24 protein-coding genes and 2 tRNA genes are annotated in these 23,618 nt (G+C 57.3%); 10 read left to right on the plus strand and 16 right to left on the minus strand.

Going from position 1 to position 23,618, the window contains the following annotated elements; all coding sequences use genetic code 11:
* Positions 1–23 precede the first annotated feature (23 nt).
* The gene (locus tag BMZ66_RS08985) at positions 24–650 is read left to right on the plus strand and encodes a helix-turn-helix transcriptional regulator (RefSeq protein WP_092671366.1); all 627 of its coding nucleotides are present in this window, start codon (positions 24–26) and stop codon (positions 648–650) included.
* Positions 651–863: 213 nt separating this feature from the next.
* Positions 864–1,793 (plus strand): SMP-30/gluconolactonase/LRE family protein, encoded by a 930-nt coding sequence (locus BMZ66_RS08990; protein WP_092672974.1) that lies wholly within the window; start codon positions 864–866, stop codon positions 1,791–1,793.
* Positions 1,794–1,976: 183 nt separating this feature from the next.
* Here BMZ66_RS08990 and ettA read toward each other — a convergent pair whose 3' ends face one another.
* On the minus strand, positions 1,977–3,641 hold the full coding sequence (gene ettA, locus BMZ66_RS08995; protein ID WP_092671369.1) for an energy-dependent translational throttle protein EttA: 1,665 nt from the start codon (positions 3,639–3,641) through the stop codon (positions 1,977–1,979).
* A 338-nt stretch (positions 3,642–3,979) separates the two neighbouring features.
* Here ettA and BMZ66_RS09000 point away from each other — a divergent pair, with 338 nt between their 5' ends.
* The 3 genes from BMZ66_RS09000 (at position 3,980) to BMZ66_RS09010 (ending at position 6,436) form a co-directional block, all read left to right on the plus strand.
* The gene (locus BMZ66_RS09000) at positions 3,980–5,296 is read left to right on the plus strand and encodes a DUF349 domain-containing protein (protein ID WP_092671372.1); all 1,317 of its coding nucleotides are present in this window, start codon (positions 3,980–3,982) and stop codon (positions 5,294–5,296) included.
* A 102-nt stretch (positions 5,297–5,398) separates the two neighbouring features.
* The gene (locus BMZ66_RS09005; RefSeq protein WP_035561220.1) at positions 5,399–5,620 is read left to right on the plus strand and encodes a DUF2795 domain-containing protein; all 222 of its coding nucleotides are present in this window, start codon (positions 5,399–5,401) and stop codon (positions 5,618–5,620) included.
* Between the two features lie 75 nt (positions 5,621–5,695).
* Entirely contained in the window at positions 5,696–6,436 is a 741-nt protein-coding gene (locus BMZ66_RS09010) for an ABC transporter ATP-binding protein (RefSeq protein WP_234795045.1), read from the plus strand.
* A gap of 21 nt (positions 6,437–6,457) precedes the next feature.
* Here the strand turns inward: BMZ66_RS09010 and BMZ66_RS09015 are convergent, their stop codons facing one another.
* The 3 genes from BMZ66_RS09015 to BMZ66_RS09025 form a co-directional block, all read right to left on the minus strand.
* The gene (locus BMZ66_RS09015) at positions 6,458–7,651 is read right to left on the minus strand and encodes a lycopene cyclase family protein (RefSeq protein WP_092671375.1); all 1,194 of its coding nucleotides are present in this window, start codon (positions 7,649–7,651) and stop codon (positions 6,458–6,460) included.
* A gap of 99 nt (positions 7,652–7,750) precedes the next feature.
* Positions 7,751–8,494, minus strand: coding sequence for an LOG family protein (locus tag BMZ66_RS09020; RefSeq protein ID WP_092672981.1), 744 nt, complete (start codon positions 8,492–8,494; stop codon positions 7,751–7,753).
* Between the two features lie 336 nt (positions 8,495–8,830).
* Entirely contained in the window at positions 8,831–10,060 is a 1,230-nt protein-coding gene (locus BMZ66_RS09025; protein ID WP_092671380.1) for a Glu/Leu/Phe/Val dehydrogenase dimerization domain-containing protein, read from the minus strand.
* A gap of 284 nt (positions 10,061–10,344) precedes the next feature.
* Between BMZ66_RS09025 and BMZ66_RS09030 the strand changes: the two genes are divergently transcribed.
* A complete protein-coding gene (locus BMZ66_RS09030) occupies positions 10,345–10,665 on the plus strand; it encodes an ArsR/SmtB family transcription factor (RefSeq protein ID WP_046244304.1) in 321 nt (106 codons plus the stop codon).
* Positions 10,666–10,722: 57 nt separating this feature from the next.
* Here the strand turns inward: BMZ66_RS09030 and coaE are convergent, their stop codons facing one another.
* The 8 genes from coaE to BMZ66_RS09070 form a co-directional block, all read right to left on the minus strand.
* The gene (coaE, locus tag BMZ66_RS09035; protein WP_092671383.1) at positions 10,723–11,328 is read right to left on the minus strand and encodes a dephospho-CoA kinase; all 606 of its coding nucleotides are present in this window, start codon (positions 11,326–11,328) and stop codon (positions 10,723–10,725) included.
* Positions 11,329–11,337: 9 nt separating this feature from the next.
* The gene (locus BMZ66_RS09040; RefSeq protein ID WP_092671386.1) at positions 11,338–12,075 is read right to left on the minus strand and encodes a YbbR-like domain-containing protein; all 738 of its coding nucleotides are present in this window, start codon (positions 12,073–12,075) and stop codon (positions 11,338–11,340) included.
* A 3-nt stretch (positions 12,076–12,078) separates the two neighbouring features.
* Positions 12,079–12,372 (minus strand): preprotein translocase subunit YajC, encoded by a 294-nt coding sequence (gene yajC, locus BMZ66_RS09045; RefSeq protein WP_234795046.1) that lies wholly within the window; start codon positions 12,370–12,372, stop codon positions 12,079–12,081.
* Between the two features lie 54 nt (positions 12,373–12,426).
* Complete coding sequence (locus BMZ66_RS09050; protein ID WP_092671392.1) at positions 12,427–12,948, minus strand: DUF1573 domain-containing protein; 522 nt, start codon at positions 12,946–12,948, stop codon at positions 12,427–12,429.
* Positions 12,949–13,084: 136 nt separating this feature from the next.
* Complete coding sequence (locus BMZ66_RS09055; RefSeq protein WP_092671395.1) at positions 13,085–14,083, minus strand: isocitrate/isopropylmalate dehydrogenase family protein; 999 nt, start codon at positions 14,081–14,083, stop codon at positions 13,085–13,087.
* Between the two features lie 107 nt (positions 14,084–14,190).
* A complete protein-coding gene (locus tag BMZ66_RS09060; RefSeq protein WP_092671398.1) occupies positions 14,191–14,502 on the minus strand; it encodes a YtxH domain-containing protein in 312 nt (103 codons plus the stop codon).
* A 140-nt stretch (positions 14,503–14,642) separates the two neighbouring features.
* Complete coding sequence (gene nusB / locus BMZ66_RS09065; protein WP_092671401.1) at positions 14,643–15,839, minus strand: transcription antitermination factor NusB; 1,197 nt, start codon at positions 15,837–15,839, stop codon at positions 14,643–14,645.
* Between the two features lie 108 nt (positions 15,840–15,947).
* Positions 15,948–17,036, minus strand: a complete 1,089-nt coding sequence (locus BMZ66_RS09070; RefSeq protein ID WP_092671404.1) for a Glu/Leu/Phe/Val dehydrogenase dimerization domain-containing protein — start codon at positions 17,034–17,036, stop codon at positions 15,948–15,950.
* Positions 17,037–17,250: 214 nt separating this feature from the next.
* Here BMZ66_RS09070 and BMZ66_RS09075 point away from each other — a divergent pair, with 214 nt between their 5' ends.
* Positions 17,251–19,035, plus strand: coding sequence for an ABC transporter ATP-binding protein (locus BMZ66_RS09075; protein ID WP_092671407.1), 1,785 nt, complete (start codon positions 17,251–17,253; stop codon positions 19,033–19,035).
* Between the two features lie 108 nt (positions 19,036–19,143).
* On the opposite strand, the gene BMZ66_RS09080 is transcribed toward BMZ66_RS09075, so the two are convergent.
* On the minus strand, positions 19,144–19,626 hold the full coding sequence (locus BMZ66_RS09080) for a T9SS type A sorting domain-containing protein (protein WP_143080123.1): 483 nt from the start codon (positions 19,624–19,626) through the stop codon (positions 19,144–19,146).
* A gap of 189 nt (positions 19,627–19,815) precedes the next feature.
* Here BMZ66_RS09080 and BMZ66_RS09085 point away from each other — a divergent pair.
* Together BMZ66_RS09085 and BMZ66_RS09090 are read left to right on the plus strand one after the other, a co-directional pair.
* Positions 19,816–19,889 (plus strand) — tRNA-Pro (locus tag BMZ66_RS09085).
* Between the two features lie 102 nt (positions 19,890–19,991).
* Positions 19,992–20,065, plus strand: a tRNA-Pro gene (locus BMZ66_RS09090).
* 119 nt (positions 20,066–20,184) lie between these two features.
* On the opposite strand, the gene BMZ66_RS09095 is transcribed toward BMZ66_RS09090, so the two are convergent.
* Both BMZ66_RS09095 and BMZ66_RS09100 read right to left on the minus strand, forming a co-directional pair.
* The gene (locus tag BMZ66_RS09095) at positions 20,185–20,715 is read right to left on the minus strand and encodes a hypothetical protein (RefSeq protein ID WP_092671414.1); all 531 of its coding nucleotides are present in this window, start codon (positions 20,713–20,715) and stop codon (positions 20,185–20,187) included.
* A 12-nt stretch (positions 20,716–20,727) separates the two neighbouring features.
* Positions 20,728–21,882 (minus strand): zinc-dependent alcohol dehydrogenase, encoded by a 1,155-nt coding sequence (locus tag BMZ66_RS09100; RefSeq protein ID WP_092671417.1) that lies wholly within the window; start codon positions 21,880–21,882, stop codon positions 20,728–20,730.
* Positions 21,883–22,278: 396 nt separating this feature from the next.
* Here BMZ66_RS09100 and BMZ66_RS09105 point away from each other — a divergent pair, with 396 nt between their 5' ends.
* A complete protein-coding gene (locus BMZ66_RS09105; RefSeq protein ID WP_092671419.1) occupies positions 22,279–23,016 on the plus strand; it encodes a hypothetical protein in 738 nt (245 codons plus the stop codon).
* A gap of 68 nt (positions 23,017–23,084) precedes the next feature.
* Here BMZ66_RS09105 and BMZ66_RS09110 read toward each other — a convergent pair whose 3' ends face one another.
* Complete coding sequence (locus BMZ66_RS09110) at positions 23,085–23,612, minus strand: hypothetical protein (protein ID WP_092671422.1); 528 nt, start codon at positions 23,610–23,612, stop codon at positions 23,085–23,087.
* Positions 23,613–23,618 lie beyond the last annotated feature (6 nt).

The raw sequence follows: 23,618 nt of genomic DNA on the forward strand, positions 1-23,618 counted from the left end.
TTCATCTTTTTCTGCTTTCCTCCATGACGACGTCTACCCAGAATGTCTTGGTGGCTGCCGCGCCCACGCTCTACCGCGAAGGCCTGGTAGCACTGCTCCACGAGCAATGGCCCCACCTGCGGCTCTCCCTCACCGCCGACGCTACTCAGGTTGCCTATTTAGTTTGCAATCGGCCCTACGGGCTGCTCATTCTCGACGCTTTGCTGCCTGGTTTTCAACTGGTGCCTTTGCTGACGCAGTTGCATCGGTCATGCCCCCGGCAACGGGTGCTGCTTCTTACTGGCCCAGAGACCTCTACTACCGCCGCCCCCTTGCCGTGGGCCGATACTAGGTTGCTGGTGTCGCGGCAGGCGTTGGCCGATGCGTTGGTGGCAGCATTGGCGCCGTGGCTTAGCGCACAGTCGGCCGCTCCTGCGCCGGTTAGCTCCTCCTGGCGTGGTACCAGCAGCTTGTGCAATGGCTTCAGCGCACGGGAATTGCAGGTTCTCAGCTTGGTAGTAGCGGACTACTGCAATGCGGAAATCGCGGATAAGCTCTGCCTGAGTGTGCGCACGGTGGAGAGCCACCGCCGCATGCTGCTGCAAAAGGCCGGGACCAAAACGCTGGTGGGCTTGGCGGCGCGGGCCGTGCGCGAAGGGTGGGTGGCATAAAATTCAGCGCTTATACTATTACGAGAGGACTCGACAGTGTAAGGAAGCCCACACTTATGTCATTCAGTTTCACAAGCACGGAGGTTTGCCCATCAATAACGCTCACCCCAACAATTGCTGGCTAAGTATAGCGCTGGTTGGCAACCTCTGGCTGCCGATTGGCGCTATACCTGCCAGCCGTACGACGGGCTGGCCGACTTTCTCCCCTGCATAATGACTCATCTCAAGTTTAGTCTCAGCTATTCGCTTCTGTTTTTGGCCTGCAGTTTTGGCACTGCAGACTTAGTAAGGGCTCAAAGCACTGCATCCAGTTCCATCCTCGCCGGTTCGGCTACGCCGCAACTTGTAGCGCGCCAGTTCAAATTCACCGAAGGCCCGGCTGTAGACAAGGCCGGTAATATATACTTCACCGACCAGCCTAACGACAAAATCTGGAAGTACGACACCAGTGGCAAACTCAGTGTTTTCCTAGAGAAATCAGGTCGTTCCAATGGGCTTTACTTTGACAAGCAAGGGAATCTGTTAGCCTGCGCCGACGAGCAAAACCAGCTTTGGTCTGTTGCACCGAATGGCAAGGTCACCGTTTTGCTGGATAACGTGCAGGGGCACCGCCTCAATGGTCCCAACGACCTGTGGCCGCACCCGCGCAACGGTGGCATTTACTTCACTGACCCTTACTACCAGCGGCCCTACTGGACGCGCACCGAACCCGACCCGAATCTGGGCGGCCAAAAGCTGTACTTTCTGCCCAAAGGCCAGGCACAACCCACAGTGGCCGACGACCAGCTGCAGCAGCCCAACGGCATTATTGGCACGCCAGATGGCCGTTTGCTTTATGTGGCCGATATCAAAGCTGACAAGACTTATCGCTACGAAATAAGTGCGGATGGCAAACTCACCAACCGCCAACTATTCGTCGCACAAGGCTCCGATGGCATGACCATCGACAACGAAGGCAATGTGTACCTCACGGGCAAGGGTGTTACCGTTTATAATTTGGCGGGCCAGAAAATTCAACACATCGACGTGCCGGCCGACTGGACTGCCAATCTCTGCTTTGGTGGCAAGGACCGGAAGACGTTGTTTATCACCGCTTCCGAATCTGTGTTTATTCTGCCCATGCGGGTGAAAGGCGTGCAGTAAGGCAAGTTGAACGGCAGATTGCCAGCCTTAGCGCCTACCGCGCTGAATACTCTGGGATGAAACCATCTTAGCTCCCGCATTCAAGCGGAAGCTAAATAATCAAAGTATTGTACCACGTAGGTACAAAAAAGGCCCACGTCATGTTGACGTAGGCCCTTCAGTGAGACTGTAATGATTGTTAGCTTAACCCAGCTTCTTGTACCGCACGCGCTTCGGTTCCACGTCACCCAAACGCTTGCGCTTGGCCTCCTCGTAGTCCGTGAAGTTGCCTTCGAACCACACCACCTCCGAATCGCCCTCAAAAGCCAGAATGTGCGTGGCCAAACGGTCCAGGAACCACCGGTCGTGGCTGATGATAACGGCGCAGCCAGCGAAGTTTTCCAAGGCGTCTTCCAGCGCCCGGATAGCGTTTACGTCCAGGTCGTTGGTTGGCTCGTCAAGCAGCAGCAGATTGGCGCCCTGCTTGAGCGTCATGGCCAGGTGTACGCGGTTCTTTTCGCCACCCGAGAGCATGGCCACCTTCTTCTCCTGGTCGCCACCGCCGAAGTTGAACTTGCTGACGTAGGCGCGGGAGTTTACGGGTCGGCCGGCCAGCAGCATAGTTTCAGTGCCGCCCGTGATGGTGTCGAACACTGACTTGCTGGGGTCCAGCGTGTCGTGCTGCTGGTCGATGTAAGCCGTCTGTACCGTGGGGCCGACTTCAAACGTGCCTGCGTCGGGCTTCATCTGGTCGGTTATCATGCGGAAGAGCGTGGTCTTTCCCGCGCCGTTCGGCCCGATGATGCCCACAATGCCACCCTGCGGCAGCGAGAAACTCAGGTTTTCAAACAGCAGCTTATCGCCAAACGCCTTCGTCAGTCCTTCGGCCTCAATTACCTGAGCACCCAAGCGCGGGCCGTCGGGGATGAACAACTCCAGTTTCTGCTCCTTGTCTTTGGCTTCCTCGTTGGCCAGCTTGTCGTAGTTGGCCAAGCGGGCTTTGCCTTTGCTCTGACGCGCTTTGGGCGACATGCGCACCCAGTCCAGCTCGCGCTGCAGGGTTTTCATGCGCTTGCTTTCGGTGTTTTCCTCCTGGGCCATGCGGGTAGTCTTCTGCTCCAGCCAGCTGCTGTAGTTGCCTTTCCACGGAATGCCCGAGCCGCGGTCCAACTCCAGAATCCAGCCGGCCACGTTGTCGAGGAAGTAGCGGTCGTGGGTCACGGCGATTACGGTGCCCTTGTATTGCTGCAGGTGCTGCTCCAGCCACAGCACGCTTTCGGCGTCGAGGTGGTTGGTGGGTTCGTCCAGCAGCAGCACATCGGGCTCTTGCAACAACAGGCGGCATAGGGCCACTCGGCGTTTTTCACCACCCGACAAGTTGCCAATGATGGCTTCCTGCGCGGGCGTGCGCAGGGCATCCATGGCGCGCTCCAGCTTCGAGTCCAGATTCCAGGCGTCGAGCTGGTCGAGGCGCTCCTGCACCTTGCCCTGGCGGTCGAGCAGCTTGTCGAAGTCGGCGTCTTCGGCGCCGAAGGCCTCGTTGATTTCATCAAATTCCTTGAGCATGGCCACCGTTTCGGCCACGCCTTCTTCTACTACCTCACGCACAGTTTTGGTGGGGTCAAGCTGGGGCTCCTGCTCCAGGTAGCCCACCGAATAGCCCGGCGAAAACACGACTTCGCCCTGAAACTGCTTGTCGACGCCGGCAATAATTTTCAGCAGGCTCGACTTACCCGAGCCGTTGAGGCCGAGCACGCCGATTTTGGCACCATAGAAAAAAGAGAGATAAATATTTTTGAGAACTTGCTTCTGGGGTGGGTAAATCTTACTCACGCCGGCCATGCTGAAGATGATGGTCTGGTCGCTCATGGAGGTTGGGTGTTGGGGTAAGGGAAGGATAAGCGAATGAGGTGGATACCAGAAGGTATGCCAGCCCGGGCCTCGTAATTACACACTGCCTGCTACAGCAGCCGAGGGGCAAAGTACGGCAGGGGCGCCTTGGTAAACCACACCTTTTCTCCTGCGGCCCCCTTATGACCTACCCGCCTCACAAGCCCATTTTTGTTTAACTTCTTTGTTGCACCGTCCCATTACTGAAAGAACACAGCAATTCATCGCGTTTTTACCGTAAACTTGTAATCCTTTCCCCATTCCACGTTTCAGCCGTATACCTATTCCACACTCCTACCCACGAGCTTAATTTTAGTATGGAACCAACCGACCCCTTGCTGGCCGAAGCCAAGCGCTATGGCTACGTGGAAGCCGGCGGTGTATGGCTGCGCCCGGTGTTGGGCCAGCCCGCCCGCCAGATAGGCCTGGTCAAAGAAACGGACGATGCCGCGCTGCTTTACTTCGGGCAACGTTTTGAAGCCTTGCGCGCCAAAGTGGATACGCTGCTTGCCCGAATGGAAGCCAGCGAGAACAAAGGCTCGTTTCTGATGAAGGCACTGCACCTCAAAGAGCAGTTGCTGAGTTACGACGGCCTCGGCGACTTCACCGGCCTGCAACGCCGCCTCATCGAAGCCGAGGAATCCATTGCGGTGACCGTAACCCGCAACCGCGAGAAAAACCTGGCCACGAAAATCGGCTTCATTCACGAGGCCGAAGCCTTGCGCGACAGCGTGGAATGGATTTCGGCCAGCGAAAAGGTGAAAGACCTGCGCCAAGGCTGGCTCAAGACCGGCCCCGTCGACAAGGAGATGACCGATGACCTAGAGCACCGCTTCCAGACGGCCATTCAGGTGTTTTTCGACCGGCGCAAGGCCTTCCAGGCTGATAAAAAAGCCATGACTTCGCGGGTGCAAAACCGCTACCGCGAGCTTATCCAACAAGCCGAAAACCTCAAGAACTCCGACCAGTTCGAAACCACGTCGCGGCAGCTCAAGCAGCTGCAGCAAGCCTGGCGCGAGGTAAACGGCTCCCTGCCCAAAAAACAAGCGTCGGAACTGTGGACCCGCTTCCGAGCGGCCAATAACCACTTTTTTGAGCGCCTGAAGGTGCACATCGCCGCCCAGCAAGCCAGCGGTGGCCCGGGCTCGCCGGCCTCTCCCGAGGAGCTGCTGGCTCGCAAGCGTGCCCTGGCCGACCGTGCCGAAGCCCTGATGAGCGTGCCGCCGCAAGAAGCCATTCACCAGGCCAAAGCCCTGCAGGCCGAATGGAAGCAGGTAGGCACCGTGCGGGGCGAGGAATCGGACCGCATCTGGCAGCGCTTTATGGTGGCGTGCGATAAGATTTTTGAGCTGAGTGCCCTCGAGTATCACCTGCGCAAGCGCGTGGGCGGGGAGCCTGCCAACTCGCCCTCCGAGCGGGCCCGTTTTCGCGCCAACACCCTGCGCGAGCTGCTCAAAGACGACCACCAAGAGCTGGAAGTGCTGCGCGACAACCTCGACAAGCTCAGCCCCAGCAGCGCCAACGACGCTTTCCGCCAGATGCTCCAAACAAAAATCCGTTCCTTCGAGCGTAAAATCCGCACGAAAAACGATTTAATTGCCTTATTCAGCCAGCAAGCCCAGGCCGCGGGCTAACATTGCACCCACTAATTGCGTTGTCGAATTTCAACGTGTTTTCTGGCTTGTATCTTGACTGGAAACAGTTACCTTCGCCAACCTTTTTTTATCCTTCTCACTATGTATTGGACACTCGAACTTGCTTCCTACCTGGAAGATGCTCCCTGGCCCGCCACCAAAGACGAACTGATTGACTTTTCTATCCGCTCGGGTGCGCCCATGGAAGTGGTTGAGAACTTGCAAGCCCTGGAAGACGACGGCCAGCCCTACGAAAACATCGAGGAAGTATGGCCCGACTACCCGACCAAAGAGGACTTCATGTTCAACGAGGACGAGTACTAAAATCCATTAACAATTATCAGTGAGCAATGAACAGTTGCTCGGCGGGCACTCGCGGCAAGTAACAGGCTTCTCCAATTGCTCACTGATAACGGCTCATTGCTTATTGAAGACTTGGTTGCGGGCTACCCCGGAAGGGTACTGGTCCGCAACCTTTTTTTGTGCCTGCCCGAGCCCGCTTTTGTGGCCCTGGTAGGCCACAACGGCAGTGGCAAAACCACCTTGTTTCGGGTGCTCACGGGCCAGTTGCCCTACGAAGGCAGCGCGCAGCTGCTGGGCCAGGAAGTACGCGGGCTGCGCCGAGCAGCGGCCGCCGGCTTGCTGGGCTATTTGCCCCAGCGCGGCAGCATTGGGTTCTCCATTGCGGTGCGCGAGCTGGTGGTGATGGGCCGCTACCGGCACCACGGTCTGTTCAGCGCCTATTCTCCCGCCGACTACGCGCTGGCCGATGCGGCCTTGCTGCGTGTGGGCGTAGCGCACCTAGCGTTGCGCGACTTTACCGAACTTTCCGGGGGTGAACAGCAATTGGTGTGGCTGGCGCAGCTCAGCTTGCAGGATGCCCAGGTGTACCTGCTCGATGAGCCCACCCAGCAGCTCGATGTGTACTACCGCCGTCAGGTCTTTAGCCTTGTGCACGATTGGGTGACGGAGCATCAGAAAACAGTGCTCTGCAGCACGCACGACCTCGACAACTTACCTGCGCTGAGCGGCTATTTGCTTAACCTTTCGGAGCCGCAGCCGCAGTTGCGCGTGCTGTCTTCAGCTACCGTGCATGCTGCCCGTGAGGTGCTTGAACAAGCACCCGTACGCTTCGCATAGGGCCGAAAAGGGAGTAACACATTAAAGCGCCCGCTTGCCGGGCTTGCCACGCAACACCTGCGCAATGGAGCGCATGAATGGCCCCGGCGACACAGAATTCATCACACGGAAGTTATCGGCCCAGGAAGTGGTTTCGTCCAGAAAGCGGAAGATGCGCTCAACGGGATTGCGCTCAAATAACTCCCGGAAAATATCGCGCGTGGTTTCGCCGCGCCGCTTCATAATGTCGAGCAGGAGCGTGTCGAACAGGTGAAACTGCCACTTGTCGCCCGTGGGGTCCGCTGGGGGCTGGCCAGTGCTGGCCAAAGCCGCTACCAGCCGCTCAGACTGCCTTTGAATGCGTTTGAACGCATAGCCCGTGCTGGGCTTGGCCCTGCCGCCCCGCGTGCCTATGTTGATGATGTGAGCGCCAGCTCGGGCGGGCAATGGGTGGTCAGTCATGGGGATGGCCCCAATTTCTTCCGCCTCAATGCGGTAGTCCTTAACCCCTAAAGTCTTCTCCAGGTATTCACGGATGGCTGCCTCATACTCGGTTTTCGCTAGCGGTGTTTCTGAAAACAAAGTGTACTCCACCAGTGCTCTGCGCTTTGAAAAAGGCAGTACGTAAATGAAGCGCGCCTCGTGGTGCTGCTCGCCCCGGAAGTCCATAAATTCCACCACGGCTGGGTCAAATACATCGGCATCAGTAGCTATTTCCCAGCCCACGAAGTGCTGCAACAGGTAGCGGTGCTTCTGCGGCTGCTGCAGCTGCTGGAGGTCAGGCGGGCGGCTGTCGAATGCGTATCGGGCTGTGAAGTGGCCGGTGCTGCTATAAGCTTCCACGCCGGTAGCCGTGTTTTGCAGCTGCTCAACGGTGCCTTGCACGAAAGTGAATTGGGCATTGGCAGCAAGCGCCCGGCGTACGAAGTGGTAATAGTCGAGCCCGCGAATCATGCGGTAGCGGTAGGCGCCAAGGTCTATCACCTTCTCAAAGCCGGGGCTGCGAAAAGCAATCTGCCGCCACTCGTGCGCTGCCAGGCCGTCAAATACCATCGGTTTGTCGGCCCAATATGACCAGGTGCGGTCGTTGTGGTTCTTGGCCTCCGGCTCGATTAGCAATACCTTCTTGCCGGCCAAGCGGGGTTCCTGGGCCATGTGGTAGGCCAGGCTGAGGCCCGCCGCTCCGCCGCCTACAAGGAGGTAGTCATAATCGAAGCGGGCGTCGGCAGTAGGCATGGTGGCAGGAGCAGGCTACAAAAGTGGCACACGCAGGCGCAAAAAAAGCCGAACCTCGCGGCTCGGCTGATTTTGTTACTGGTAAAACTGCCTGGCTTCTTAGAAGTTTGGCGACAGCAGGTACTTGTGGTAGAAATCGTCGATGATTTTTACCGCCTCGCTGGCATCGTCCACAATCTGCACCAGGTTCATGTCTTCGGGCGAGATGTTGTGTTCCTCGTGCAGCATCACTTCTTCCACCCACTTAAACAGGCCGCTCCAATAAGCGGAACCTACCAACACGATGGGGAAGCGGCTGATTTTCTTGGTTTGAATCAGCGTCATGGCCTCAAACAGTTCGTCGAGGGTGCCGAAGCCGCCGGGCATGCCCACGAAGGCCTGCGCGTACTTTACAAACATCACCTTCCGCACGAAGAAGTAATCAAAGTCGATGCACTTGTCCTGGTCGATGTAGATGTTGTGGCTTTGCTCAAAAGGCAACTCAATGTTGAGGCCCACCGACTTACCGCCCTCGGAGCGTGCGCCTTTGTTGCCGGCTTCCATGATGCCGGGGCCACCGCCTGTGATTACGCCGTAGCCGTGGCGCACCAGTTTGGCAGCAATTTCCTCGGCCATCTGGTAGTAAGGGTTGTCGGGTTTGGTGCGGGCCGAACCGAAGATGCTCACGCAAGGGCCAATTTTGGACATCTTCTCGAAGCCCTCCACAAACTCGGCCATCACCTTGAAAATCTGCCAGCTGTCGGCGATTTTTATTTCGTTCCAGTCTTTGTCCACGAAGGCGCGGCGCAGGCGCTGCTCGTCTTCGATGGCCAGGGCCGGGTGGCCACCGCTCTGCTCCCGCATCTCGCTGATGGAAGTCAGCTTGTCGTCGTTGACGTTGGGCTGCTTGATGGTTTTGCCGCTGCCAGCGTTCAACATGTCGTCCGACATCTTGGTCTTGCTGGTCTTTTCTCTTTTGATTGTAGACATAGTTGCTGTGGGAATTCCTGCCAAAACAAAATCGCCCCGGAAAAGGGGCGATTAAAAGTAGGGCGTCAAAGTTACCAAATTGTTACGATAAAACAGTGATGTCTTGATGTATTACTACTCCTGAACTAGGCCGAAGCCGGAATATGTTCCCGACTTCGGCATTTCAAATCAAGCAAATTATTTAGATTCAATAGATTACATCTTGTATCATTAAACCAATTGCCGAAGCGCCATCTCAAACGAGCGTTGGGCAATGCCGGTGGGGTGGGCATTTTCCTGGTACGTGCGCTCCAGCGCGGCCCCGATGATGCGCGAGGTATCGGCAAAAATGGCTTGGTCTGTAATCTCGGCGCCGGTTTCCATGAGGTAGGCAAACACGCGGGCCATGCCGCAGTTGGCAATAAAGTCGGGAACAACGGCCGTGTGCTGGTCGGCAAACTCTCCGGTGGGACCGAAGAATATCTCCGGGTCGGCAAAAGGCACGTTGGCGCCGCAGCTAATTACCTTCAGGCCACCGGCCAGCAGTTGCTCCACCTGCTCCCGGGCCACGAGGCGCGAGGACGCAGCCGGGATGAAAATGTCGGCGCCCATGGACCAGACCTGCTCGTTCACCTCATTGAACGAAAGCAGGTTGTCGGCAGTTAAAGCATTACCCTGGCGCGACAACAACAGCGCCCGGATTTCTTCCAGGCCGAAGCCTTCGGGATTTAGCAGGCCCCCGGCCCGGTCGATAATGCCCACGATGCGCACGCCCTGCCCGGCCAGGTAGTAAGCAGCCGCCGCTCCTACATTGCCCCAGCCCTGAATGATGGCGCGCTGCCCGCGCAGGTCTGTTTGGGGCCAAAGCCGATAATAGTGCCGTACGGCTTCTGCCACGCCGTAGCCGGTAATGAGGTCGGCCACAGTGTACTTGCGGGCCAAGTTCGGCGAAAAAGTAGCGTCTTCTACCACTTTTATTACCCCCTGCCGAAGCTGGCCGAGTTTCTGGATTTTCTGGGGTTCGGTGGCGTGGTAATGCCCGGTTACTACGCCTTCCTGCGGGTGCCAAAGACCATATTCTTCAGTAATAGGTATAACCTCATGTATCTCATCAACGTTAAGGTCACCGCCGGTGCCGTAGTAGTTTTTCAGTAGAGGGATGACGGCCCGGTACCAACGCTCCAATACTCCGCGCTTGCGCGGGTCCTGGGGGTCGAAGTTGATACCCGACTTCGCGCCGCCAATTGCCGGGCCCGACACCGTGAACTTCACCTCCATCGTTTTTGCCAGGCTCTCCACTTCCCGTTTGTCCAGCCCTTTGCGCATGCGCGTGCCGCCGCCGGCCGCCCCGCCCCGCAGGGAGTTGATTACCACCCATCCTTCGGCATCGGTTTCGGAGTCTTTCCATTCAAAGACGATTTCGGGGCGCTTGTTTTCAAATTTGGTGAGCAGGTCGAGCATTGGGTGGGAATACTGAAAAGGTTCCGAATAATAAACAGAATGACAAAGTTAGAACTTCAGTCTTAAGCGGCTGAAACACAATAATTGTATTTGACGTAGAAATAAGAGGTTCGAATACTTGAGTATTATAGAAATAAATGGTTTACTTGCATCTATTTTACATCACTTTGTAGGAACTACCCTTTGAGTACAGTTGTATTGCGGTCATTCTACCTCTTCAACCTAAATGCTTCTGCCCATCGATTACACCTCTCCTCCTTTTCCATTTTACTTTTCATTGACTCATGAAACCATTGCATTCGCGTGTAGAAGCGCAACAGTTGGACCGTGCCGCGGCTATGCTCAAGGTTCTCTCCCATCCCAAGCGGTTGGCTATCGTTGACTTATTAGGCAAGACCAAAGGCAAAGACAGCCAGATGTCAGTTACTGACATTTACCAAGCCCTCGACCTCCCCCAAGCCATTGCCTCGCAGCACCTCATCACCCTCAAAGACCGTGGCGTGCTGAAATCGAGCAAAATTGGTACGAAGATTTACTACTCCCTGGCAGTTCCTCAACTGCTGAAGGTGATTGATACCCTCGAAGATTATTCGGGCAAGCTGTAGTCGTCACGACCAGCTGAATTATAGTGAAAGAAGCTGTTTTGCGAGAAACGGCTTTTTTTATGCCTTTACCCCAGCGCTGAACTCGGTGTGCAGGGCCAACACCTGAGGCAGCAGCGGGAGCACCTCGTCGTTGGTCAGGACGTAGTCGGCGCGGTTCATTTTTTCTTCCTCGCTCAGCTGCTTCGCCATAATGGCCTGCACGTCGGCCGGCGAGCGGTGCGGGTCGCGGCGCAGCACGCGGGCCTCGCGCACGGCTACTGGGGCAAACACCGTAATAATCCGGTCGAGCTGCCGATAGGAGCCTGCTTCAAAAAGCAGGGCCGCTTCTTTCAACACATACGGGTGCCTGGCCTGCTGCTGCGCGGTGGCCCAGCGTTCAAAGTCGGTGCCCACGTGCGGGTGCACGAGCGAGTTGAGTTGCGCCAGCAGAGCTGGGTTGTTGAACACCGTACCCGCCAGCACCGGGCGGTTTAGCCGGCCCGCCGCGTCATAGGTAGTGGGACCAAAGGCTGCGCTTAGCTGCTCGCGTAGCTCCGCGTCGTTTTCCATCACCCAGCGGGCGCGGGTGTCGGCGTCATAAATGGGCACGCCCAGCGCGTGAAACAAGCGACTGACGATGCTCTTGCCCGAACCGATTCCGCCGGTGATGCCGATGCGCAGCATAAGAATAGACTATTCGTGGGGTGAGAAAGTGCGCCGGAGCAAGCTCCGGCTCGGTTCGGCTGCGCGGGATTTGCAGCGCATCTGCACGCTTGGCACCGAAGCCCGCACGCGGGCGGGAGCTTCCACGGCCACCTCTACTTCATCATCGGCGCGTTTGCTGGTGGCGCGGGGTACCAGCATGGGGTAGGGGTCGGGCAGGGCGCTCACCACGCTGGCAGGCCCACGGAAGGTGACCACTGCCGGCGTAAAGCGAGCCGTATAGAACCGCGCCGAATCGCGGGGCAGGGCTAGGCGAAGCTGCCGGCTGGCAATTCGGTCAAACGTAAGGCGCAGGGTGTCGCCGGCCCATTCAGTGACCTGAACGCCCTCCAGGGCGCTTTGCAGGCCAAGGCGCCAGGCATCGGCGGGGAGGTAGCGGGTTCCGGGCAAGGGCACGGGACGCAGCACCGCCGGGCGGGTGCCCCAGCCCATGTTAGCCCGCAGCAAGCGCCAGCCCTGGCCCGTCACCGTTACTGGCAGGGCCTCCGGCAGGGGGCGCATCGGTACGTAGCGGGCCGAGTCATAGCGCCACGCCAAAGGGTAATTCAGGCGGGTGGTGTAGGTCTTGTTCAGGGCATTCATCTGCCAGAAGAAGCCCGCCGCGAGTAAACACGCTGTGATGGCCCGATAAAAACTGGGCTCCTGGCCTGCGAAGGGCCGCACAAACCAGCTAACCAGCCGGCTGGCCCGGTTCAGCGGCCCGTCCATCGTTTAGGCGGAGGCGATGCTATCGGTGCCGGTGCTGGCTTTGCTGCTCACTTCGCGAGCAATAGCCGAGCGGTCGAAGCGCAGCTTGGTGCCGCGGTCTACTTCCACCACCACCGTGTCTTCGGTGAGGTCGACCACGAGGCCGTGCAAGCCACCAATGGTGACGATGCGCGAACCTTTGGCTAGCGACTGGCGGAAGGCCTTGGCGTCGGACGCCCGCTTCTGCTGGGGGCGAATCATGAAGAAGTACACCACCAGACCGATGGCTATCGGGAAGAAGAGCTGTGTGTAATCCATTCCTCCGGAAGCTTGCAAGAGTAGGGTCAAATACATGGTGCTGAAATTAGTGGCTTAGAGCGGGCTGGAGGCTGCGGCGCCGACAGTCAACACGTTACCTTTGATGAGAATGGTGGTGATGTTGGGTTGGGTGTTGGCCCGCACCGCAATCTGCTTACTAATGATGCCCTGCTTGCCGCGGCTGTCAAACTGCACTTCCATGGTGCCCTGGGCACCGGGAAGAACGGGGGCTTTGGTCCAGCTGGGGGTGGTGCAGCCGCAAGACACTATGGCGTCCTGAATCAGCAGCGGCGACTTGCCAGTGTTGGTGAAGGTGAAGGTATGACGCACCTTGCTGTCGGCTTTGATGTCGCCGAAGTCAAACTCGCTTTCGGTGAATTTCATCACTGGCGCGTTGGGGTTGGGAGCTTCGTCTTCGCTCACCACGTTGGGGTTGTCCACTGTGGGGTTCGCCGTGGCGTCGGAGGCCGCATCGGTAGCGGCGGCGTTCATGCCTTCGGTGCCCACTTCGCCCGACTTGTCGCGGTTGCAGGCGCTAAACAGCAGCGCTGCAGCAAGGAGAATCTGGTATTTCATACACGTGGAAACGCGCAGGGCACGTTTCGATAAGGGCTCAGTAATGACTAGGTGCCTTCAGCAACAAGGCCTTGCAAAGGAGAGTGCCCGCAGCCAGTCCTTTGCAGGGGGCTGCGGGCAACTTCTTTTGGTGCAACTAGAGCTTGGCGATGATGTTTTGGGCAAACTGGCTGGTGCTGGCTTGGCCGCCGAGGTCACCCGTGCACTCTTCCTGGTGCATGAGGGTAGCTTCCAGAGCTTTATCAATCTGGTCGGCCTTGTCGTGCTCGCCGAGGTAGTGCAGCATCATCAGGGCCGAGCGGAGCAGGGCGGTGGGGTTGGCTTTGCCCTGGCCGGCAATGTCCGGAGCCGAGCCGTGCACGGCTTCAAACACGGCCATGTCGTCGCCGATGTTGGCACCGGCCACCACGCCCAAGCCGCCCACGAGGCCAGCGCATAGGTCGGAGAGGATGTCGCCAAACAGGTTGGTCGTTACCACCACGTCGAATTGCTCGGGCTTGTTCACGAGCTGCATGCACATGTTGTCGATGATTTTATCCTCGAACACAATCTGCGGAAACTCGGTTGCGGCTTCTTTGCAGGCGTTGAGCATCAGCGTACCCGCCATCTTGATGATGTTGGCCTTGTGGGCCAGGGTCACCTTTTTGCGGCCGTGCTTGGCAGCGTAGGCAAAGGCGGCGCGGCAGATTTTGCGCGAACCTTCTACCGTGATGCGGTTAAAGGAGTCGGCAATGCCCAGACGCTCGTCGTACACCTCCAAGCCGGAGTACAGGCCTTCGGTGTTCTCGCGAAACAGCACTAGGTCGATGCCTTCGTAGCGGGTTTTGATGCCAGCCGTGGTTTTGCTGGGACGCACGTTCTGGTAGAGGTCGTACTTCTGGCGCAGCGTCACGTTGATGCTGCGGAAGCCCTTGCCGACCGGCGTGGTAATCGGGCCTTTGAGGGCCACCTTATTCTTTTCCAGAGACTTGAGTAGCGAATTCGGAATCAACTCGCCCGATTGGTCGAACGTGGTCTGGCCAGCGTTCTGCTCTTCCCACTGCACGGGCACTTGTGCCGCGGCAAAAATGTCGGTTACGGCCTTGGTGATTTCGGGACCAATACCGTCGCCGGGAATAAGGGTTACTAAATGCATTCTTTTAGGAGTGACTGAGTGGCTGAGTGACTGAGTGAGAAGAGGAAGCAAATGGTTTTACGCATCTGCTCATTCAGTCGCTCAGCCACTCAGTCGCTCGTTTAAAATTAGACGCCCTTGCGGGAGTTGATTTGATTAATGAGTTGGTCTACATCGCCCAGCAACTGCTCGGCTTTGGATTTGGCGTCGGAAATCACGCGCTGACCTTCGGTTTTGGCCGAGGAGGGACCAGCCATGTCGCGGCTGGTCACCAAGCTGTCGGTGAGGTCGGCGAGTACGGAACGGTACTTCTCCAGCTGGTAGCTAAGCCAGGAACGGGTTTCGGTGCCGGTTTCGGGGGCATAAAGCAAGCCAAGGGCTGCGCCGGTGAGGGCGCCGCCCGCGAAGCACAAGATGCCGGTAGTGGTTTTGCTGGCCATGGTCGTCGAGATGAAGAGGGAGAGGTGGGAAAAGGTACGAGCTATTGGTACGGAGAAACGCAGCAGTAGTATACAAAGGTGGCCAAAGTGATGGAATCACCAAATTGAACCGGCTAGTCAGCGCGCTGCCTGGCCGTGCCCTACTGGTTGTCGAGTAGTCCGCGGCCCGATTTACGGATGTCGCCGCTGGCTGCCAAATCCTGCGCCAGCTTGTCCAGAATGCCGTTTACAAACTGCTTGCTCTTGGGCGTGCTATACAGTTTGCTGATTTCGATGTACTCGTTGATAGTGACTTTCACCGGAATGCCGCGGAAGAGCTGCATCTCGGTAAGGGCCATTTTCAGGATAATCTTGTCGAGCAGCGCCACCCGTTCCACGTCCCAGTTTTGCACCGAGCCGGCAATGAGCTTTTCCATTTTGTCATCCTCGATGAGCGTCTGCTTGTAGAGCGTTTCAGCAAATTCGCGGTCGTCGGCCCAGTTGGCCGAGAGGTTCATCAGCTCCTGCTTTTCATCGGCGGCGAAGGGCAGCATCTTCAGCGTTTTCAGTACCAGGTTGCGCACGATGGGGCGGTTTTCCTCCCAGTTCAGGTCGTCGGCTTCCAGCTGGCGTGGCAGTGCCTCGCCCTTAAAAACGTAGTCCTTGTAGATGAGCCGCAGGATTTCCATATCGGCCTCATAGTCGGCCTCGGCAATGCCGGTAGGCTGGCCGGCCAGGTACTCGCGGAGCGGGCCGTCGGCCTTCATCTCTTGCCAGGCGGCGCGCAGGGCTTCAATTTCCTCGGCGCCGTCCCAGGCCAGCTTGCGGCGGATGGTCAGGTCCTGAAGCTGCTCGTTTGCCATTAGCTTAACAACAGCTTGGTTCTGGTGCAGGCGGTCGGTGTTCAGCGCGTTCTCGCTGGGGCCGAGGCGACGGCGCTCCTCGCGGCTCTGCTCTTCTTCCAGCACTCCCTGCAGGGCAGCCGGCAGGTTGAGCAGGTGCAGGTACTGGTCGTGAATACTTTCGGCACCGGCTAGCAGCTGCCCGCCAAAGAACGTAGCATCCTTTTTTACCTGGGCCTCAAAGAAGCTGATGGCATCGGTCAAGGCCGCGTCCACGGCTTTGTCATCCGTCTTTTCGGGCTGAACGCCGGTTTTGTACCACTCGCGCAGCTGGGCTTCGCCCATTTTGCGCTGGCCTTCCAACTGGCGACGGTCGGGAGCCTCTTTGGCCGTGAGGTCGGGCTCAAAAGCAGCCGCGATGCGGTCCTGGGCCAGCATCAAATCAGCCCCTACCGCTTGGTGGTAGGAGTAGAGCGACTGCATGACTTTGATACGAAGGAGGCGGCGATTTAGCATTTCTTTGAGTTATGAATTATGAGTTATGAATTATGAGTTGCGGTTATAAGCTGGCTGGCTACTTGGTCCATCCAACTCATAACTCACAACTCATAATTCATAACTCCTTTAGTAGGTCGACTTCACCTTGCCCACGTTGGCGATGCGCTCCTTGGCCTGCTTGATAGCAGCAGCTTGGGGGTGCGTGCCTTCTTCTTCGGCCTTGGCCAAAACCTGGAGGGTGAAATCGTAAATTTTTTCGGTTTGGGTGAGGGCGCCCTGGCGGCTGGAGCCCACTACTTCGGAATACACGTTGATGAGGCCGCCGGCGTTGATGAGGAAGTCGGGGGCGTACACGATGCCGCGGCGCACCAGCTCGGGGCCGTGCTGGTTTTCTACCTTGAGCTGGTTGTTGGCGCAGCCGGCCACCACCTGGCACTTCAAGCGCGCAATGGTGTCATCGTTCAGCGTAGCGCCCAGGGCGCAGGGCGAGTAGATGTCCATCTGCTGGTCGTAGATGTCCTCCAGGCCCACGGCGGTAGCGCCGAAGCGAGAGGCCGCTTCAAGAGCGCGGTCTTCGTAGTAGTCCGTCACGATGAGCTTGGCACCTTCTTTTTGCAGGTGCTCAAGTAGGTAGGTGCCTACGTGGCCCACGCCCTGCACACCAATGCGCTTGCCAGTCAGGCTTTCGGAGCCGAATGCTTTTTTGGCGGCGGCCTTCATGCCCATGTAAGTGCCATAGGCTGTCACGGGGGAAGGGTCGCCCGAGCCACCCATGCTCTCGGGCAAGCCAGCTACGTGAGTGGTTTCCATGCGGATGTACTCCATGTCCTTAGTGGTCATGTTCACGTCCTCGGCCGTGATGTACTTGCCGTTGAGGTTCTTCACGAAGCGACCGAATTTGCGCAGCAGCGCTTCGGTCTTCATTTTCACATCGCCGATAATGACGGCTTTGCCACCGCCCAGGTTCAGGCCCGAAATGGCCGCCTTATAGGTCATGCCGCGCGAGAGGCGCAGCACGTCGTTTAGGGCTTCCATGTCGCTGGCGTAGTGCCACATGCGGGTGCCGCCCAGCGCTGGGCCGAGCACGGTGTTGTGAATGCCGATGATGGCTTTCAGACCGGTTTCGTGGTCGTGGCAAAACACGACTTGCTCGTGCTGGTGTTCGGCAATTTGACCGAAGATGACCTCGGGGGCCAGGGTTTGGGTTTCAATCATGGGAGGGGATTGAGATTGGTGGGAATTTAGGGTTGGGAGGAGTGTGGCGTAACTTTGTTGTATTCTATACGAAGGCTATACGCAAACCCGGAACGTCATGCTTACTCTGGCGTCTGTCTGCCGAAGCATTCCGTTATAGTTTGAAGATGCCCTTTCGTTTCAGGCCACAAAAGTACCCCTATTTTCTTATACCGGCCTCTTTCCCACCCAGCCTGTGCGCGCCCTAAACGCTGTCAACCCCTTCATCTTTCGCTACAAATGGCACTTCCTGGCGGGCGTGCTATTTGTGGCGCTAAGCACCTTGCTGGCCATTTTTCCGGCCCAATTGGTGCGCTACGCCTTCGATTTGGTGAACGAGGGCATCGACCTCTACCACCTCTATGCCGGCACGCAGGCCCAGAGCAGCGTGTACCAGCTGTTTGGGCGCAACGTGCTATTCTACGGCATGCTCATCATCGCGCTGGCTCTGCTGCGCGGCATCTTTTTGTTCTTCATGCGTCAGACTCTCATTGTGATGTCGCGGCACATTGAAAACGACCAAAAAAACCAGATTTACCAGCACTATCAATCGCTGCCGCTCAGCTTTTACCGTCGCCACAGCACCGGCGACCTGATGTCGCGCATTTCCGAGGACGTGAGCCGGGTGCGCATGTACCTCGGGCCGGCCATCATGTATTTTCTGCAGCTGGTACTGCTGTTTTTGCTCATCGTGCCGCTTATGCTCATGGTGAACGTGAAGCTGACGTTGTACACGCTATTGCCGCTACCGGTGCTTTCGGTCAGCATTTTCTACGTGAATAACCTGATTGAGCGCAAGTCCGACGAAATTCAAAAGGCCCTCTCGGGCATGACCACCTTCGTGCAGGAGGCCTTTTCGGGCATTCGGGTGCTGAAGTCCTTCGTCCGTGAAGCCGATTCGCACGAGCAGTTTTCCAAAGCCAGCAATGAGTACAAGGAAAAATCGCTGAGTCTGAACTTCGTCAATTCGCTCTTTTTCCCGCTTATCCTGTTTCTCATTGGCTTGAGCACGCTCATCACCGTGTGGGTAGGTGGGCAGGAGGTTATCCGGGGCACCATCACCACGGGCACTATTGCCGAGTTCCTGATTTACGTGAACTTGCTGACGTGGCCGGTTACGGCCTTGGGCTGGACGTCGTCGCTGGTGCAGCGGGCCGAGGCGTCGCAGGCGCGCATCAACGAGTTTCTGGACCAGAAAACGGAAATTGTTTCCCGCCAGAACGTGCAGCGGGAGCTGGCAGGCGACATTGTGTTCGAAAACGTGTCCTTCACCTACCCCGATACCGGCATTCAAGCGCTGCGCGACGTGAGCTTCCGGGTGCGGCCCGGCCAGACGCTGGCGGTTATCGGCAACACGGGCTCGGGCAAAAGCACCATTGCCGCGCTGCTCTGCCGCTTATACGACGTCACGGCCGGCGGCATCAGCATCGATGGCACCGACGTGCGCGACTACTCCCTCCGCGCCCTGCGCGGACAAATCGGCTACGTCCCGCAGGATGTGTTCCTGTTCTCCGATTCCATTCGGAACAACATCAACTTCGGCCTCGACGAGCCGGATGAAACCCGAATGCTGCAGGCCGCTAAAGACGCGGACGTTTACGAAAACATCTTGGCTTTCCCCGAAGGCTTCGATACCAAAGTAGGCGAGCGAGGCATCACCCTCTCTGGTGGCCAGAAGCAGCGCGTGAGCATGGCCCGCGCCTTGGTGAAGGAACCCAAAATCTTGATTCTGGACGACTCACTCTCGGCCGTGGACACTAAAACCGAGAATGCCATTCTGGGTAGCCTTCAGCGCATCATGGCGCAGCGCACCAGTCTCATCATTTCGCACCGCGTGAGCTCCGTGAAGCTGGCCGACGAAATTTTGGTGCTCGACGACGGTGTGATTGTGCAGCACGGCACGCACGAGAACCTCATGAGCGATGCCAGCGGCCTGTACCGGGCTCTCTACGAGCGCCAGCTGCAAACCGAGGAAGCGTAAAGAACAATGCAAAAAAAGCGCCGGGAGGCGGCTGTTCGTCTTATGACAAACGGCCACCTCCCGGCGCTTTTTTATAGCAGAAATCTTTTAACCCAAACGGGAAGGGCGCTACATTCCGATTTTCACCCGGCGCATGCCGGTTTTCTCATAAGCGGTGCAGCGCACAATGTAGGCACCGGCGGGCAGCTTGCTTACGTTGAGAACCAAGGGCGTCTGGCCATTCATCATCGTGTGGGTAAGCACGGGGCGCCCGCCCACATCAGTCACTTCAACGCGGGTAGGGCCGGGGTTATCGGTCTTCACGGTGAGGCGGCCCGCTGCAGATTCGGCCTTCACCTTGATGGCGTTGGGGTCGGCAGCGGGGGTTTCAGGGGCCGGAGCAATGAGGGTAGCGTTAGCAGCAGAGGTTGCGGTTGGAGCCTTGGCAGCCGGAGCAACCACGCCGCTGGGCAGAATGGCTTCCTGAGCAGACTCTGGGACGGTGGGTGCAGGCGCAGCTGCGGGAGTGGCTGCGGGCGCCGGAGTGCCCTGAGCGTGGGCGGCCGCTGGGGCCAAAATGCAGGCCAAGGCTAGTAGAAATAGATGCTTCATAAAGGGAATACGAATTGCCGAGGTTAAAATTGCTAGCGTAAAGCTAATAAATTCTGAGCCTCGCTAGTGCCTGCCGTTCTGCAAGTCGCGTGCCAGCGCCGGCAAGGTTTGGCAATTAGTCAAACTTTATTTGGTTTCTGGTTGCACCAAGTAAGAAAAAGCCCTTACCTTTGTTACTCCAATACCAATCGGGGTGTAGCGTAGCCTGGTATCGCGCCAGCATGGGGTGCTGGAGGTCGTAGGTTCGAATCCTGCCACTCCGACGGAAGAGCAGCCGCTCTTAAAGCCTCCGAACTTAACGGTTCGGAGGCTTTTTTCGGCCGCAATATTGGAAACAGAAACAGGCCGCCCCATCGGCCTGCTTTCGGGGTGTAGCGCAGCCCGGTAGCGCGCGTCGTTCGGGACGACGAGGCCGTAGGTTCGAATCCTGCCACCCCGACTTTACTAGTGCTCATCAAAAAAGCCCGCTGAACAGCTGTTCAGCGGGCTTTTTGTTTTATAGCTCAGAAAGAGTCGGCTTGCGTGAAACGCAAGCCGACTGAAGTAGGATAGTAGCCTTTAGCTAGCCGTGCGATAGCGGCCCCGGGCAGGCCGGGCTATCGTTTTGTCTTTTTTGCTGAGCAGCAGCACCACGCCGCCAACTACGGCTGCAAAGCCCGCCAGCTTGAGCACCAGCGTTTGAGGGCTGTGCTTCCACTCGGCCTTGTAGCCTTTTTCAACAAAGATGTTGGGCACGTGGCCGTGCAGCAAATCATCCACTACGCCTTCCACCACGTTCACGCGGTCGGCCAGGAGCAGGGGAAGCCAGTGTCCGTAGTGGCTTTCGCTGTACTTAAACGCGAAGCGACGAATCATGCCGCTCAACCCGGCAGGTGGCGCAGCTTCGCCGAACACCGCCGATACCTGGGGGCGCTCAATGGACTTCAACACTTCAATATCTTCCGGCTGCAGCGAGTCGGGGCGATGTTTGCTGTCGGGGTCCTGCGACACGTTCATGCGGTGGCGCATGGGGTAGGTCGGGTCGTTTTTGGGGTCGGCATCGACGCCCCAACCGGGTAGCTTCTGCGGGTCTTTCACAGTATTGTCCATTGTTCTTCGGAATTAAATATTGGAAGGAAACACCAGCAAGGGCTTGATGCAATTGTCTAGTTTGGCGGAGAATAACCGGTATCCGTCAGCGACGTCCTCTAAAGGAATGCGGTGCGTAATCAACGCTTTGGGATTGATGACTCCGTTTTGCACGTGCTCAATTAAGCGGGGCAGCAAGCGCTTTACGGATGCCTGGTTGGCCCGGATGGTGAGGCCTTTGTTGAGCACGTTGCCCATGGGAATGAGGTTGTCCGTGGGGCCATATACGCCCACTACCGATACCACACCGCCTTTCTTGACGGAGTTGATAGCCCAGTGCATGGCCGTGGCCGAACCGGCCTGCAGCAGCAGCTTTCGGCCCGTGATGGTTTGCATGGCATTGCCGGCGGCTTCGGCGCCTACGGCATCAATTACGCAGTCGGCACCCATCCAGTCGGTTATTTTCTTAATGAAGACCACCGGGTCGTCCATGTCTTTTTCGAAGTTGTAGGCCTCGCAATTCGCGTAGTTGCTGGCGAATTCCAGGCGGTAGTCTTCTTTGTCGATGATGATGACGCGGCCCGCGCCAAACAGCCAGCAGCACCGGGCGGCCATGATGCCCACCGGGCCCGCTCCAAAAACAACCACGGTATCGCCTTGCTGAATGCCCGCCATCTCGGCGGCCTGGTAGCCCGTGGGCACCACATCGGTCAGGAGCACAGCATCGTCCGGGTCCATGCCGGGAGGAATGACCGTGGGACCTACGTTGGCGTAAGGCACCCGTGCGTATTCGGCCTGGCCACCATTGTAGCCGCCGGCGGTATGCGAATAGCCAAAGATGCCGCCCACTGCGGTGGCCTGCGTGTTGGACTCGTGGCAATTGCCGAACATGCCCTGCTTGCAGAAGTGGCACTCGCCACACGCTACGTTGAAGGGCACCAGCACATGGTCGCCAACTTTAATTTTGGTTACCTCGGAGCCAATTTCTTCAACGATGCCCGTGAACTCGTGCCCGAAGGTGGTTCCTACGCGGGTGTCCGGCACGTTGCCGTTGTAAAGGTGCAGGTCGGAACCGCAGATGCAGGAACGGGTGACCCGCACAATGGCATCCTGGGGATGCTTGATTTCGGGCATGGGTTTCTGAGTGGCGCGGACCCTTTTCGGGCCCCGGTAGTCCATCGCTAGCATATAAATCCTGCTTTAATGTGGAAAGGAAATGACATGGTACGAAGGCAGTTTGGTAGGAGCCGACGTAGCTTCTAGCTGTACTTGTCGGGTTGGCTAAGGTTGGGAATTAAGGCGAGGATGGAGAGTAATTAAGTAGTTATCCATGATGGTTTTGAATATACGTAAGTATAAAGACGGAATGAATGGCAACCGCCTGGGCGTGATAGCAGGACCTAGCGCGTAGAGAAGAAGTAGATATAAGGGGCCTAGCAAAACGTATGTGGCCGGTTCGGGCACGCTGACCGATTGAGATTGTAGCCACCTTAGAATGGGAGTAGTCACAATAAAGGAGTGCGCCAACAGTTACTGTTGTTGCATACAGTAATATAGCGTTTCAACACAATCACCTTTTCCCTGATGAAAAACTCAATGCTCCTATTGGGACTCTTCGGCACTGCTACCGTCGCCGAGGCCCAACCATCTACCCCAACGATAAACCAATCCAGCAAGTCGGCTGGCAGCGGCATTGCGGCGGGCACTATTTCCCTCGGCGGCGGGATTGGCTACAACAGTAGCACCGACAAAAGCTCTAGTAACAACGGCACAAATTCTACTAACACAAAGTCGAGCCAATTTAACTTCAGGCCCACGGTAGGTTATTTCATTGCCGAAAACCTGGAATTAGGATTGGAGCTTGGCTATGCCAGTAACCGGCGCTCTGTCTCCTCCACGCCTGGGCCGGTCGTAGCACAGCCCCAATTAAAGCCCGCCACCAATTTGAATGTGGGCCCATATGTGCGGTATTATAAAATGCTTAGCGACCAATTCGGCGTAACCGGTGCTCTCGGAGGTGGCTTTCAGAACAGCCGCTCCTACGGATACGATTATACTGGTGCCAACACCCTCGAAGTTTTGGAATACAAAGGGGATGGCTTTTATGCCAATCTGACTCCGGCCATCGTTTTTTTTCCGATACCTAAGTTTGCAATGAGTGCTTCACTTGGCTCTTTGGGCTATAGTCGCGTAAGCTACGACTTCCCTAAAGGGTCTAGTAATCCGGCCCCTTCGAATTATGAAAATACCTCAAGTGGATTTGGTGCCAACTTCGGTTTAAATCAGCTTGCATTCGGCGGCACTTATTATTTCGGTCAGTAAAATCTTCGGTATTGGCCTTTCATTTAAAAACCCCAGAACTTTCTGGGGTTTTTTATTAGCCTCTGACCCTACTTCACGCCGACCCACACCTCGGAATTATCCTCAGCGCCAAAGCGCTCCAGGTAAAAGTCGCCGCGCTGCGTGAGCTTCTGCTTCTTCACGGCTTCGAGCGCGGCGGGGTATAGCTTGTTGGGAGACAACAGGTAGCTCACGCCGGTGAGGCGGGCGGCCACCACGCGCTGCCCGGCGGGCACAAAGTAGTAGCGAAAGCCTGCGGGCAGCTTGCGCGTGGTGTCGGCCACGGTGATACCGATAAATGCCTTGATGGTGTCGTGAGCCGTTTCGGGGTCGTTGAAATACAGGTTCGCTAGGTCACCGCCAAATTGCTGCTGGGTCTGCACGTCTTTGGCTTGGCGGAATAGCTGGCCGAAGCCATCGCCCTGCACCGACCCATCATAGGGCTGGCCGGCCAGGTAAAGCGGAGCGGCGGTGGTTTCGAGCGTGACCTTGGGGTCGCGGGTGCCGCCCAGGTACACGTAGGTGCCCGCCGCAATCAGGGTGAAAAGGATAACGGCGAGAAAGAGGTAACGGGTCATGCGGAC

This window comes from Hymenobacter arizonensis, assembly GCF_900115775.1.
Taxonomy (GTDB): domain Bacteria; phylum Bacteroidota; class Bacteroidia; order Cytophagales; family Hymenobacteraceae; genus Hymenobacter; species Hymenobacter arizonensis.

Coding starts and splice junctions, on each gene's coding strand:
- BMZ66_RS08985 (WP_092671366.1), top strand. CDS start 24: ATGACGACGTCTACCCAGAATGTCTTGGTGGCTGCCGCGCCCACGCTC.
- BMZ66_RS08990 (WP_092672974.1), top strand. CDS start 864: ATGACTCATCTCAAGTTTAGTCTCAGCTATTCGCTTCTGTTTTTGGCC.
- ettA (WP_092671369.1), bottom strand. CDS start 3,641: ATGAGCGACCAGACCATCATCTTCAGCATGGCCGGCGTGAGTAAGATT.
- BMZ66_RS09000 (WP_092671372.1), top strand. CDS start 3,980: ATGGAACCAACCGACCCCTTGCTGGCCGAAGCCAAGCGCTATGGCTAC.
- BMZ66_RS09005 (WP_035561220.1), top strand. CDS start 5,399: ATGTATTGGACACTCGAACTTGCTTCCTACCTGGAAGATGCTCCCTGG.
- BMZ66_RS09015 (WP_092671375.1), bottom strand. CDS start 7,651: ATGCCTACTGCCGACGCCCGCTTCGATTATGACTACCTCCTTGTAGGC.
- BMZ66_RS09020 (WP_092672981.1), bottom strand. CDS start 8,494: ATGCGGGAGCAGAGCGGTGGCCACCCGGCCCTGGCCATCGAAGACGAG.
- BMZ66_RS09025 (WP_092671380.1), bottom strand. CDS start 10,060: ATGCTCGACCTGCTCACCAAATTTGAAAACAAGCGCCCCGAAATCGTC.
- BMZ66_RS09030 (WP_046244304.1), top strand. CDS start 10,345: ATGAAACCATTGCATTCGCGTGTAGAAGCGCAACAGTTGGACCGTGCC.
- coaE (WP_092671383.1), bottom strand. CDS start 11,328: ATGCTGCGCATCGGCATCACCGGCGGAATCGGTTCGGGCAAGAGCATC.
- BMZ66_RS09040 (WP_092671386.1), bottom strand. CDS start 12,075: ATGGACGGGCCGCTGAACCGGGCCAGCCGGCTGGTTAGCTGGTTTGTG.
- yajC (WP_234795046.1), bottom strand. CDS start 12,372: ATGGATTACACACAGCTCTTCTTCCCGATAGCCATCGGTCTGGTGGTG.
- BMZ66_RS09050 (WP_092671392.1), bottom strand. CDS start 12,948: ATGAAATACCAGATTCTCCTTGCTGCAGCGCTGCTGTTTAGCGCCTGC.
- BMZ66_RS09055 (WP_092671395.1), bottom strand. CDS start 14,083: ATGCATTTAGTAACCCTTATTCCCGGCGACGGTATTGGTCCCGAAATC.
- BMZ66_RS09060 (WP_092671398.1), bottom strand. CDS start 14,502: ATGGCCAGCAAAACCACTACCGGCATCTTGTGCTTCGCGGGCGGCGCC.
- nusB (WP_092671401.1), bottom strand. CDS start 15,839: ATGCTAAATCGCCGCCTCCTTCGTATCAAAGTCATGCAGTCGCTCTAC.
- BMZ66_RS09070 (WP_092671404.1), bottom strand. CDS start 17,036: ATGATTGAAACCCAAACCCTGGCCCCCGAGGTCATCTTCGGTCAAATT.
- BMZ66_RS09080 (WP_143080123.1), bottom strand. CDS start 19,626: ATGAAGCATCTATTTCTACTAGCCTTGGCCTGCATTTTGGCCCCAGCG.
- BMZ66_RS09095 (WP_092671414.1), bottom strand. CDS start 20,715: ATGGACAATACTGTGAAAGACCCGCAGAAGCTACCCGGTTGGGGCGTC.
- BMZ66_RS09100 (WP_092671417.1), bottom strand. CDS start 21,882: ATGCTAGCGATGGACTACCGGGGCCCGAAAAGGGTCCGCGCCACTCAG.
- BMZ66_RS09105 (WP_092671419.1), top strand. CDS start 22,279: ATGAAAAACTCAATGCTCCTATTGGGACTCTTCGGCACTGCTACCGTC.
- BMZ66_RS09110 (WP_092671422.1), bottom strand. CDS start 23,612: ATGACCCGTTACCTCTTTCTCGCCGTTATCCTTTTCACCCTGATTGCG.